Here is a 13,095-nt window from a genome sequence, read left to right on the forward strand (position 1 = left end):
CTTTTATCCTTACACGTACAATTTGAAGAGGATACCAAAATTTTGCTTATTCACTCACAAAAAGTTCGACAAATTCGAATTTTGTCACATCAAATAGGCCTTTATCTCCCAATTTAAGTTCAGGAATTACCAGAAGCGACATAAATGAAAGTGTCATAAAAGGTGACATAAGCGAGGTTCCCAATTTTTTGGCTTCTTCATTTAACTGCTCGTACCTTGCAGCTACTTCTTTTCCGTCCAGAGTGCTCATGAGGCCTGAAACCTCCAGCGGAAGATCAATAAGATTTTCTTTGGTCCCGACAACGATTCCCCCCTGGTTTTCCACCAGCCTGTTGACAGCTTCAACTATATCTTCGTCCGTTGCTCCGACTGCAATTATATTATGACTATCATGGGCAATGCTGCTTGCAATAGCTCCTTTTTTCAGGCCTATATTTTTAATGAAACCAATCTGAACAGGGTCATCAGCATACCTGCTCAGGACAACCATTTTCAAAATATCCCTTGCCGGGTCTGAAACTAGATTTCCGTTTTCCAGTTTTGGAATAGCCAGTTCCTGGCCTGTGACCAGTTCTCCATCCTGGGCAACTATTACCCGGATTTTTTTCATTTGTCCGCCGTTATTCTCAGAAGCAGGCAAAGCCAGTTTTACATCATCAATTGAGATTTTGCTTCTGTTGAATACGTTTTTTGCAGGAGCTTTGTCAACTGAAAAAAGGACCTTTCCATCATCGTAAACGCAATTTCCGTCTATAAAGGTCTTCAGCACATTGAATGATTTGAGTTCATCTACGATAATAAAATCGGCAGGGCCTCCCTCGCGCAGCAGTCCAACATTAAGACCATAGTGTTCCACAGGATTTATCACTGCTGTCTTTATGAGATTATAGATATCAAGCCCTTTTTCTTGCCCGCGCCTGAGAAGCTTATCGATATGTCCCTCATATATCAGAGTATCAGGATGTGAATCATCGGTGCAGAGCATAACCGATTCGGTATATTCGTCTATCAATTTGTACAGAGTCTCGAAATTCCTGGCTGAACTTCCTTCCCGGATCAGTATTTTCATCCCGAGCTTTATTTTTTCAACCGCTTCTTCATAAGCAAAAGATTCGTGGTCTGTGGAAATTCCTGCGCTAACGTATTTCTGGAGATCGGCTCCCCTCAAACCGGGAGCATGCCCGTCTATATTTTTGCCGTACTTTTTAGCGGATTCCAGTTTGGCTATTACATCAGGGAATTCCAGAACCACCCCAGGGAAGTTCATCATCTCAGAAAGGTAATGAAGATCTTTCCTTGCCAGCAGCCGGTCAACAGCCTCCGCGTCCAGCACCGCTCCTGCGGATTCAAAAGGCGTAGCCGGCACACACGACGGCACTCCAAAAAAGACCTTCAAAGGTACTTTTCTGGCATCCTCAAGCATGTAATCAATGCCTTCTTCTCCCATGACGTTTGCAATCTCATGAGGGTCGCTAACAACTGCAACCGTACCTCTTGCAACCGCCATCCGGGCAAAAACCGAAGGCACGGTCATCGAACTTTCAATATGCACATGGGCATCTACAAGCCCTGGAAGGATATACTGTTCAATATCGTGCTCTTTCTCCTCAATACTGATGATCTTCCCGTTTTCAACGGCAATTTCACCTTTGAACTTCCGCCTGGAAATAGCATCAACAATAATTCCCTGGTATGTTTGCATGGTGATTCATTGCAGCCACAAATTTATAAATTTTTTCAAATAAGCTGATGCTGGACTGTGTCGATGTTTTGAAAATTCTGTAAGAAGACATATAAGGATAAAGCAATGTACCTATTGTAAAAATAAAGATATGTCCAACATCTTTGAGTTTCATCGAATCACATATGAGCAGGAAATTTTAGATAATTATCATACGTGTGAGGATTACTATATGACAAATCTTTTTCTAAGTAACTCCATGAGCATTTATGAAATAGATTCCCTGGCACGTAAATATTGCTCGGAAAAGCAATGGGGAATGGGTACATTTATAGCAGTCTTTGACCCCTCCTTAGGCAACGCTTTGATGGTTAAAACAGGGAAATATGCCATGGATGCCGCTGGAGGTACCCCGTGGAATCTTCCTGGAGGAGAGGTTGAACCAGGTGAATTGCCCAGTCATGCCGCTATACGAGAACTAAAAGAAGAAACTGGTTTATCTTCTCCTTCGGATTTACGTTTTGCTGCCTGGCTAGAAAGACCATATTTTCTATCGCGACATGGAACTACTGGAGAGTTGATAATCTTATTTTGTGGAGTAGATAGAACCAATGGATCTGGACTTCGTCCAGCACCGCCAGAAATAGTGCAGTGTGGATTTTATCACTTCAATTTACGTGAATGGCTTAATGTACCTTCAAAAGGAAGTGGTAACCATCCTCTATCGCCACTTCCTCGACATTGGGTCTATTGGACTTTGATAGCTCAAATGATGCTCAAATATCCGAAAATGTTTCCAATTATCCACGAGTACTCTTCATCTGAGGATATGGCACTTCCTCCAGAGGGATTGGACTATGCAGAGGGATTGAACTATAAATTTTAAAACAACAAATGAGATTATCATCGCCAATGTTCGTAGCGATTTTCTCTCCTTGAGATCCCAAGTTTATAATTCTATTTAGGCTCTCCTGATCATTAATTTCATATGCTTTATCATACGCATCAATGAGCATATCCATTATGTTTTCAAGACGAAGTCGATCGTTTTTGTATTTATCTTGTTCGTCCTCAGACTGGAAAAGTGATTCTATAATATTAAGCAAATTGGACAAACAATTTTGAATTTCCTCTTGATTCTCGGCCAAAGAAAGAAGCTCCTGCCAAACACGAGCCTGTTGATGCGAGTCCTTTTTCTTTGCCCAGTAACCTAAGACTTTTTTGAATTCCTTATTAGCTTTATATGTCTCTCCTTTAAACCCCAGTAGTTGAGCTCTGCGGAAACGAAGTTCAATTTTGTCCCTTGTAGGTTCACCACTGCCAGCTTTTACTTGTTTGAGATAATCTCGAGTTCTACTTGATTCTTCCCATGCTACATCCAACCAGTGATCCCTGACTTTTGATTTGCTGTGGAGTAAACGCAAACGATGAACCAGAAGTAAATTACGTGACGGTTGAAAACAACTGCGTGGGTCTCCAATTCTAGCATGGAGGGCTAAAGCTTCATTCAACGATTTTTCTGCTTCTTGAAACATACTGTCAGTCCTCTCTGCAAGTTGAGAAATTATCAAACCCTGTGCATTGAGAATGGATGCTTTTCTAGCTACATCTCCAGCACGAGATGCGAAATCAGAAGCTTTATAGCAACATTCAATTCCCTTAATTTTATCTTCGAATGTTCCTTTTCGTCCCAATCCATAGACTAACCCTCGGAGGAAAAGTAGATAAGCCATTAATCGAGGATAATCGTAAGCCCTCTTTTGCTTCTGTAATTCAGGCTTTATCGTCACTAATTCTTGTTCAATTTTATCAAGTTCGTCCAGGGCAATGTCAAAATCCCGCTTTATTCGGAGAATGTTTGCCAGTTCAAGATGTGCTTCAACCATTGCCACAAGATCTCCCTGACTCCTAAATTTTCCCATAGCCTTCAGAAGATCTTCTTTGCTAGGTTTTTCCTCATCACTTCTACGAGTGATCGAGTAAGTTGTAGCACGCAATTTTTCTACTTCCGCCTTCTCTTTATCATCTTTAGCGCACTCATCAGCGTATTTTAATTCTAGATCAGCATTTGTTAAGTTACGTACTCTAATCCATAACATTGCTGCACATAGATGACGCTTGAAATCGGTAATATTTTTAACCCAGGAAAGAGAAGACTTTCTTTCACGTTTAAGGTTATTAAAATCTGCTTGAAAACTCTCTAATTTGCTATTCAACTTTAGGTACTCTGGGAACTCATCAGAACTAACTAATTCTTTGAGGATTTTTTTTATGAAGGAACTGCTGTTACCTTCGATAAGAAAAGAGCGTGGCTCTCGTTTTATGAGAACTTCTCTCAATGAAATATCTTCCCATTTTGCAGCCGATAAGTTTTTTGATGCTTCTTTTAACAGATTATTCCTCTGACTCTGATAATCACTGGAACTAGAGGTGTACTTTAACGTAGTCTCAGGTAGAAACTTGAACCAATATACTTTTTGGTCTGAATCTGTCCTTAGCAATTCAGGATGTACACTGAAATGGTCATTTCCGCTGTAACCAAGGAAGATGAAATCTCTTTCTTGCAAGCAAGTAGACAACACTTTTGCTGTGTTTTCACCAAGTCCAAGTCCAACTCTATTAAGAGTAAAACGGATCGATTTATATTTTGACAACCCTGCTTTATTCGGCTCGATAGAACCATGAAGCTTAAATAAGTGTGAGCTAAAGTCTACTGGCTGATTTTTTAAAAAGTTTTGATAGTGTTTCTCATAAAATATTGGCTGACATGCAATTCCTATGTTTTCGCAAGCCTTCTCAATCAATGTGTCAACGTTTGTCGTGAATACACAATGTCCCTTGAGCAAAGCCAAAGCCAAAAAGTAGTGATTAGAGTTAGGTATTCCAGAATCTAATGAGTTATAAAATTTGAGAGAGTTATTGCCGTGTATCTGCTGAATCACCTGAAGCAATACTTCAGGCCTTAATCTGTCGATTATCAAACCAACATCTTCATTGTCCTTATCAGCCCAGGTGGATGGGCCAATACTGCCGAGAAATTGCTTACTGAAGCCTTTAAAATCTTCCAGTCCAGAATTGACAGATATACCCGCACCGACAAAAAACGCTAACTTCTTCTTCGGTGCGGTTATTGCCTCATAAAGTAAATTACTCGGGTCGTTCTCAGAACTCATATCTCATTCCTTCTATCTTACGAAGAGTCACTTAATTTGTGGCAACTGACATAACCTGTTACGCATGTTGAGTCTTAAATTTCAAATATTCCAAACAGAAGCAGGTAATGTTAATGTTTATTGATAAGTTACCTGAAATTAATTTTACATGATGATATAGTTGACTAATTTTCTCAGTTGCGACACAAAATATTTTTTGAGACGACAGCTTTAATTCTATTTTTCCAGTTGAGTACTTAATTGCTTAAAACGAGGTAAACCTCCTTTTCTGTTGAAATTAAAACATAAACTTATTTATTCTTTAAAAACTACGATCAAATATATAAAATAAAGACAGATCAAAAGGAAAAACTTCCGATGACAAAAAAGGAATCTAAAATTGTGGTAGCTGGAGACGTAACTGTTGATTGGTTTATGTATCCTGTCAAAGCCCGTGATAAAGGTGATAACTGGTGTTTACATGACGCATCCCATGCAGATGTACTCCCTGGAGGAGCAGCGTTATTGACCAGTTTTATTAAACAGTTAATTGAAGAAGAGGGAATATTAGCCACCGTGACGGGACCAGAGTTACCAGAAAAAAAGCTACGTAATTTTTCACCGGAAAAAATAATCCATTCAAATGCTATATTGGGTAATTTCAAAACTTCAGGTGATAAAAAGACTGAAGTTTTACGTATAAAAGAGTTATCAGGATATATTGGACCTCAAGAAAACAAACTACCATCGTGGACACCAAGTGTTTCAAATGACGCCAATATAGAGATAGTTATACTTGACGACGCGGGAAATGGATTTCGAGAGATGGAAAAGTTATGGCCTGAAGCCTTAGAGTCTGTCGAGAATCCAATTATTATATATAAAATGAGCCTTCCTCTTCTTAAAGGCAAACTTTGGGAAAAAATATCTGAAAAATATCATGAGAATCTCATTGTAATTATAAATGCGAATGATCTTCGAAAAACGGCTGGAATCCATTTAAGCAAGTCTTTATCATGGGATCGCACTGCTAAAGATTTAGTGTTTGAGCTGCAAAGATCAGATGCACTTAATTCATTGCGTCAATGTCCTTATCTTGTTGTGTCGTTTGGAACTGATGGAGCTATCCTTTATCATAGAAGGAAAAAAGGAGAAGATGAAGCCTTCATTGTATTTGATCCATGCCTCCTTGAGGACTCTTTTGCATCAAATATTGATGGAACCATGATGGGTCTCACGTCGATCTTCACTGCAACATTGGCTAAACAACTGATAAAAGAAGGCATCTGTGGGCTCACAGACGGAATCAAGCAGGGACTTGCTAATTCACGCGCACTCCTTGAAATAGGATACAAAATAAATAATAATTCTAAAAAAATTATAATAAATCCCAAAAACCCTTCTCCCGTATACAAATTTCTTATAGCAAGCTTCTTAAAATTAGATATTTATGAAAATAATCTTAGATATCCATCGTTAAATGAGATTTTGAAAGAGAGTACAAAACATAATTACGCCAGTAGTTCTATCGAACTGCCTACTGATCTTAAAAATGCAGATCCAAAGTTCTGGCGAATTCTTGATAATGAGACTCTCCATATACGACAGCTTGTAGCTAGGGAAATCGTCCTGAAGGGAAATGCTAAAGGATTGGAAAATGTACCTATTTGCAGATTTGGTGAGATTGAAACCATTGACCGCGCCGAAATTGAGAGTTACAGCGCAATTAAGGAACTAATAACTGAATTCCTCTCAAACCCAAACCCCAAAAATCCTCTCTGTTTTGCTGTTTTTGGCCCTCCTGGTTCTGGTAAATCTTTAGGTGTCAAACAAATACTCAAAAGCATTGATCCGAAAGAAAACAGACTCAAAATTATATCATTTAATATCTCCCAATTTGATGATTATCAAGATTTAATCAGTGCATTTCACAAGGTACGAGACATAGCTCTTTCAGACAAGATACCATTTGTGTTTTTCGACGAATTTGATTCTGATAAGGACCGACAATCTCTAGGCTGGCTAAAATACTTTCTGGCTCCTATGCAGGACGGTGAATTCAAAGACGGAGATACAGTACATCCCATTGGAAATGCGATTTTTGTGTTTGCTGGTGGGACGAGATATACTTTTGAGAACTTCGTCCAAAATACTCATGACAACGGCCAGACTACCAATCTTCCACCATCTGATGATGTGAAGGCTGATAAAAACTGTGACCAAAGCGTTGAAAACGAATCTGTGGATAAAGTGTTTAAAGATGCGAAGGGACCCGATTTCGTTAGTAGACTCCGAGGTTTTATAAATGTCATGGGACCTAATCGTCAGCGCACAAAGTATGATGACGATGATACTTTCATTATTCGAAGGGCGAAAGTGTTGAGAGTATTATTGGAGAAAGATCAAACAGCTTCCGGTCTTTTTAACTCAAAAAAGGAAATAAGTATTGATGCAGGCGTCCTGAGAGCAATGCTAAACGTGACTAAGTATAAGCATGGTACTCGTTCCATGACTGCTCTTATTGAAATGAGTCGTCTGGCGGGTAAAAACAGATTCGATCTCTCTGCGCTTCCAGTAAAGAAACAGCTTGACATGCACGTAGACGCTGATGAATTCTTATTTTTGGCGGAAAAAGAACGATATCAATCTATGCTCATATCTCAGGATCTTCCTAATCCCAAAGAGACTTCCTACCTCAAAAGGGAAAGTGAAATTGTCGAATCTGTGGCTTCATCTATGGCAACATTTATTCACGGGAGTTTTGAAGAACTCAAAACTGCTGCTGAAGATATTCCCAATAAACTTTGGGCCATCAATAACGGTATCCGAAAAGTAAGAGGTACGAGTCTGTCTATACCAGATATAACCGGAGAAGAGATTGAAACATTTGCTCGTCTTGAATATGAGCGGTTACGTCGAATTCGAAGATTTGAAGAATTATCGAACGGTAAAGCAAACATGTCTCAGAATAATTCTATTCTGTGGCTGAATGATTTTAATCAACTCGATGACGATGAAAAAGATGAGTATAGACAGCGAGTCTATAAAATTCCTCCTATACTCAAAAAAGCTGGATATGAGATATATCGTTTGAAAAAGGTTGAAGAAATCACCGATCCTAAAGTTGTCGAGCGTCTTGCTCTATTTCATCATACCAAATATGTTGAATATAGAAAGAGTAAAGGGGAAACTTCTGACACGAATCCGTCACTGGTTGAGTTTGATAAATTACCACCAGATATCCGAGAAGCAAATTTTGATAATATAAGAAAGATTCCTGAAAAATTGAGCTGGATTGACTATAAAATACGATACTTTGAATTGGCTAATGAACAAAAAGAGATGACTCTGACGCCAGAAGAAATCAAAAAATTGGCAATAAGGGAACACGATCGCTGGGTCTGGCAAAAGATCATGCAGGGCTGGGTTTATAAAGAAGGCAAAAAGGATTTTGTCAATAAAACCAGCCCATTTATTGTTCCGTGGAACAAGCTTCCAACTGATATCCGAGAAAACGATTTTAATTCTGTTCGCCTTATTCCAGAACTGCTCAAAGAGGCTGGATACGAAGCCTACAAGCCTGATTCCGAGAAAAGCGACTGAAAAATGTTTATCTCCCTGGACCTAATATGAGAATGCAAAAGTATAATGAACTATATTTATAATACAAAAATATAATTAACGCTTGATATAATGTAAAAATATAATTATATTTATATACAATGCAAAAATATAATAACTATGAATATGATACGAAAATATAATAAGATTTAAACATAATACAAATATATAATAAAACATATATACAATACAAAAGTACAATGAGATATATATACAATACAAAAGTACAATAATACATGGAAAAAAGTCATATAGAGATAGAAGGGCTAAAAATCCGGAAAATGAGGCGGGATGAAGCCGAATTCGTGATCCAGATGGAAGCCGGCGAAGGGTGGATCCCTGGTATCCATGACGGGGAAATTTTTTATGAAACAGATCCTGATGGTTTTTTTATTGCAGAGGTTGAAGGAGAACCTGTAGGTTGTGTCTCTGCTGTTGCATATGACGATTACTATGGTTTTCTTGGACTTTATGTGGTTAAACCCGAATTCAGGAATAAAGGAGTAGGTGTTAAATTAACTGAAAAATGTCTGGAGCGTATGGGCAACAGAAATATTGGGCTTGATGCGGTAGTGGAAAACGAAAAGAAGTACCAGAATTTTATGAATTTCAAGTCCTTTTATAGCAACCTTCGCTTTGAGGGAAGAGGTGGAGGCGAAGTTCCGGATGGGCTTGTAAACGTCTCAGACGTGCCATTTGAAAGCCTGCTTGAGTACGACAGGGAAATGTTTCCGGCTCCAAGAGCTACTTTTCTGGAAAACTGGATTAAACAACCTGATTCTTATGCCTTTGCAGCCGTTGAAACAGGAAAGCTGAAAGGATACGGCGTTATAAGGAAATGCCAGATCGGATACAAAATAGGCCCTCTTTTTGCCGATGACCCGATAACAGCGGAGAAAATCTTTCTGGCTCTCAAGGCCTCTATTCCATATGAAGCTGTGTATGTTATAGATGTTCCGGAACCAAATAAAAAAGCACTGGAAATTACCAGAAAATACGGAATGGATGTAGTATTCACAACTATCCGGATGTACAGCCAGGGAGAACCTGGTATAAACCTTGAAAAAGTTTACGGGAGCACGACTCTGGAACTAGGGTGAATGTTTCTAATGTCAACCTGTGAAAAAAATCAAAATTATTTTCCAGGAAACGCACATGAAATTCTTCTAATCACAGGCACAAAGAAATGAAAGTACCTGAAAGAACTTTCATGCCAAATATCCTTATACCTGAGGATATTATGAAAAGGAATTAAAGTCCATGAGATTTACAAGTTTCTAAAAAAAAGTACTAAGCATAGCAACTATTTATTGCTATTACCTGGGATTCTGTTCCAAAATCTAGTGATTTTTGCATTTTTGGATTGAAAATCTGAATTCGCAAGAAGAATCCAGTTATCATCAAAACCAATATTCGATATCTAAAGACTTCAATTCTTAAGTCGTATCACAAGGATTGTGACTAATTACAAGGTCCAATGATTTTGAACTTTACATTCATCACTAGATTTTGGTACTGAGTCTTACCTGGGTAGAAAAAATCAAAACAAAGTCTGATGTATATTCTGTCTGAATATAGAGCGCCTAGTTTTGCCCTACGCATTGAATTCTACGCATCGAATTATTAGATAGGAGGGCTACATTCACAGAAGCCCATTTTTTATCTAATACTTTCCGTTCTACTCGTCAGCCGGGTTAAACCAGCATCCTTACTCGGCTTTAATGCGTTTAATGGTTGTAGGACGCTCTTTTACCAGGATTCTGTGTCCGCAGTACGGACACCTTATACCTGTGTACTCGTAGTCGATTTCCACTTTCTGTTTACATCGAGTGCACTTATAACCCATACAACCACAACCCTAAGATATTACTTTGCCTCAGCAACATTCTTCATCGTCCGCAGCAGAGTCTGGCCAACACTGGTATAGGGAATATAAGTTCCGCCAGCGAAGGTATGTCCGCATTTGCTGCATTTCCAGATGCCGGTCCCAATTCTCTTTACGGTAGGCCTGGCACATTTTGCACATACATGCGGGGCTCGCATGCGTTCTTCCAGGTCTGCAACAAGTTTTCTGTCCTTTCTTCCATATCTGGCACCGAATCTGCCTGCTGACCTGGAAATCCTTCCTTTCTTAGTAAACTTTTTTGCCATCGTTAAAACTCCCTAAAATGAAAACGTTTATAAGTGATTGAATTCAGAACCTGCTGGCCCGCGGGGCAAGTCCCTGAGACCAGATTGCCAGGTTATATAATCACCTCTTGCACGTATACTTAGACCGTAATACTGCATTTAATATTTATATTTAATTAATCCTTGCCTGGTCATTCCTTCTTTACCAGTTCTTCCAGATAAAGTTCCCTGATTTCGGCTGCCTTTTCGCATGCCATATCTATTGCTTCCAGCACCTCAGCCTCTGTGAACGGAACAGGGCCCATTTTTTGCATGCCTGCGATAGACCCATCCAAACTTGAGACCACCGTTAATTTCGTCTCACAAACAGCTTCCTCATCCAGTGACGGATCCACCATAAGCTTTGAGCCTATCTTGGCAAGAGTCACGCCCACAGGCACCTCTTTCATTGCAAGGGGTACATCCGCACCGATTCCCTGCTGCTCGTTAGGGACAATTGTAGTCATAAGGGCTGCAATAGCAGCGAGACAGGCCGCATCAATGACATTTCCGTCATCATTGAGTACATGGACATCTATATAGATGATCCAGACGGATTCTCCAATGCTTATGCAAAGCTTCTTTATATCAATTGCGCCTGATTCCCTGATTCCCCTGTCTACAACCCTTGCCATTTCAATTGCTTCTTCTCTGGGTGGGCCTGGCTCAAACTCTGGGGAAGCAATAGGGTTGAGTTCCAGATTAGTAATAATTACGCCTTCATCGTGAGAGTCCTGAAACGGAGTTCCTGGCTGAAGCTTAACTCCTACAAGAATCTGGGTATCTCCCAGGGTTACCTTTGCCGAGCCCTCGGCTTTCGAGATAACATTCGTTTCGAGCTTGATATCTCTGAAATCTTTAAATCCGCGCCCATCCTGGCGCTTTCCCTTAATCATAAGGTTGTAAATATAATCCTTCTTAAGCGTAGCAATAATTTCACTCATCGGTTTCACCTCTGCTTCCGGATTCAGATGGGTCTTTTACTACCTTCCAGGGCCCTTTGCATTCTTCTTCAGGCTCTTCTTCTACGGGCTGTTCGACAGGAGCCCCTTTCCTGGACTTAGCTTTGGACTCAATCTCTGGTTCGGATTCAAAAGTTTCTTCTGAAGCAGCTTCTTCAATCCCGGTTTCTTCTTCAAGCTGCACTTCTTCTTCAACCTCTGCCTCCTCTTCAAGCTGAGTTTCGGCTTCCTCTTCAGCAAATTCCTCTATCTCGGGCTCGGCTTCGACTTTTTCTCCGGAAACAGTTTCTTCAAACTCAGCTTCCTCTTCTTCACCTTCCTCTTCTTCACCTTCCTCTTCTTCACCTTCCTCTTCTTCACCTTCCTCTTCTTCAACTTCCTCTTCTTCAGCTTCCTCTTCTTCAACTTCCTCTTCTTCAACTTCCTCTTCTTCAACTTCCTCTTCTTCAGCTTCCTCTTCTTCAACTTCCTCTTCTTCAACTTCCTCTTCAGCTTCTTCTTCAGCTTCTTCTTCAGCTTCAATTACTTCTTCTATAGCTTCTCCTTCTATTACTTCAGCCTCGGCATCTTTAATGATCTCTTCAAGCTTCTCGCACTCGGGAGCTTCTTCATTAACAGCACAGGCTTCAACGGTTTCTTCGGAGAGCCCCTCTTCAGGTTCCTCAGCTTCCTCAACAATCTCTTCTACAAATGCTGCTTCGGAAGCATATTCAAGAGAAGGTTCAGTTTCTACAACTTCGAGCTCAGCCTCTTTAGCCTCTTCAGCGGTTTCGACTTCAGGTTCTTCAACAGGAGTCTCAAACTTTTTCCTCAGCACTGACTGCTGAATTTCAAGGATTTCTTTGCAGCCTTTCTTAACAAGCTCGAAGCCTTTTCGAATTTCATCAGGAGTTAGATTACCGTCCATCTGAAGCAGGGTAATTTCTCCATCCTGGGTCATTGCAACAGGAAAATCAGCCTCGCCATAATTGTCCTCTTCTTTATTGAGGTCAAGCACTATCTGCCCGTTGACTTTTCCAAAAGCACAGGAAGTAATCAGGCCTTTCATAGGAATGCCTGCATCTGCAAGCGCTATGCTTGAGGCATTAATTGCTGCTGTCCTTGTCCCTGCATCAGCCTGAAGTACTTCCACAAAAATATCGATTGCAGTTTTCGGGAAAAGCTCTGCCATAATCACCGGTTCAAAAGCTTCCCTGGAAACTTTTGAAATTTCAATGCTCCGTCTGCTGGGTCCGGGTCTGGCGCGGTCTTCAGTGGAAAAAGAAGCCATATTATATTTATAACGGATAACTGCAGTATCTGCGCGCTGTGAACGACGGGGATGAACTTCTCTTGGACCAAACACGCCTACGAGAACTTTGTTCCTTCCCCATTCAAGATAACATGAACCGTCGGCTCGCGAAAGAACGCCGATCTCAATTTTCATGGGCCTGATCTCATCCGCATGCCTCCCGTCAAGGCGCAGCCCATCGTCAGTGATTAATTTTACAGATTTACCACTCATACTTTA

9 protein-coding genes are annotated in these 13,095 nt (G+C 40.2%); 3 read left to right on the forward strand and 6 right to left on the reverse strand.

Annotated features, from left to right (window positions below):
• Window positions 1–46: 46 nt before the first annotated feature.
• Window positions 47–1,702 carry an adenine deaminase gene (gene ade, locus MSKOL_RS05890; RefSeq protein ID WP_048154321.1) on the reverse strand — a complete coding sequence of 552 codons (1,656 nt, stop codon included), beginning with the start codon at window positions 1,700–1,702 and terminating at the stop codon, window positions 47–49.
• Window positions 1,703–1,913: 211 nt separating this feature from the next.
• Here ade and MSKOL_RS19170 point away from each other — a divergent pair, with 211 nt between their 5' ends.
• Window positions 1,914–2,567 carry an NUDIX hydrolase gene (locus MSKOL_RS19170; RefSeq protein WP_231592475.1) on the forward strand — a complete coding sequence of 218 codons (654 nt, stop codon included), beginning with the start codon at window positions 1,914–1,916 and terminating at the stop codon, window positions 2,565–2,567.
• Here the strand turns inward: MSKOL_RS19170 and MSKOL_RS05895 are convergent.
• Entirely contained in the window at window positions 2,482–4,854 is a 2,373-nt protein-coding gene (locus MSKOL_RS05895; RefSeq protein WP_048154324.1) for an SIR2 family protein, read from the reverse strand. The genes MSKOL_RS19170 and MSKOL_RS05895 overlap by 86 nt on opposite strands.
• A gap of 357 nt (window positions 4,855–5,211) precedes the next feature.
• Between MSKOL_RS05895 and MSKOL_RS18685 the strand changes: the two genes are divergently transcribed.
• Together MSKOL_RS18685 and MSKOL_RS05905 are read left to right on the forward strand one after the other, a co-directional pair.
• Window positions 5,212–8,436: a RyR domain-containing protein gene (locus MSKOL_RS18685; RefSeq protein ID WP_052725359.1), complete on the forward strand. Its 3,225-nt coding sequence runs from the start codon at window positions 5,212–5,214 to the stop codon at window positions 8,434–8,436.
• Window positions 8,437–8,690: 254 nt separating this feature from the next.
• On the forward strand, window positions 8,691–9,554 hold the full coding sequence (locus MSKOL_RS05905; protein WP_048154327.1) for a GNAT family N-acetyltransferase: 864 nt from the start codon (window positions 8,691–8,693) through the stop codon (window positions 9,552–9,554).
• Window positions 9,555–10,162: 608 nt separating this feature from the next.
• On the opposite strand, the gene MSKOL_RS19175 is transcribed toward MSKOL_RS05905, so the two are convergent.
• The 4 genes from MSKOL_RS19175 to rrp41 all read right to left on the reverse strand — a co-directional run bounded on the left by MSKOL_RS19175 (window position 10,163) and on the right by rrp41 (window position 13,089).
• Window positions 10,163–10,300 (reverse strand): DNA-directed RNA polymerase subunit P, encoded by a 138-nt coding sequence (locus tag MSKOL_RS19175; RefSeq protein WP_011021777.1) that lies wholly within the window; start codon window positions 10,298–10,300, stop codon window positions 10,163–10,165.
• Between the two features lie 20 nt (window positions 10,301–10,320).
• Window positions 10,321–10,605: a 50S ribosomal protein L37ae gene (locus MSKOL_RS05910; protein WP_048119323.1), complete on the reverse strand. Its 285-nt coding sequence runs from the start codon at window positions 10,603–10,605 to the stop codon at window positions 10,321–10,323.
• A 170-nt stretch (window positions 10,606–10,775) separates the two neighbouring features.
• The gene (gene rrp42 / locus MSKOL_RS05915) at window positions 10,776–11,576 is read right to left on the reverse strand and encodes an exosome complex protein Rrp42 (protein WP_048119328.1); all 801 of its coding nucleotides are present in this window, start codon (window positions 11,574–11,576) and stop codon (window positions 10,776–10,778) included.
• Complete coding sequence (rrp41, locus tag MSKOL_RS05920) at window positions 11,560–13,089, reverse strand: exosome complex exonuclease Rrp41 (protein WP_048154330.1); 1,530 nt, start codon at window positions 13,087–13,089, stop codon at window positions 11,560–11,562. Before rrp41 ends, rrp42 begins: the two co-directional genes overlap by 17 nt.
• Window positions 13,090–13,095 lie beyond the last annotated feature (6 nt).

Source organism: Methanosarcina sp. Kolksee (genome assembly GCF_000969945.1).
Lineage (GTDB): Archaea > Halobacteriota > Methanosarcinia > Methanosarcinales > Methanosarcinaceae > Methanosarcina > Methanosarcina vacuolata.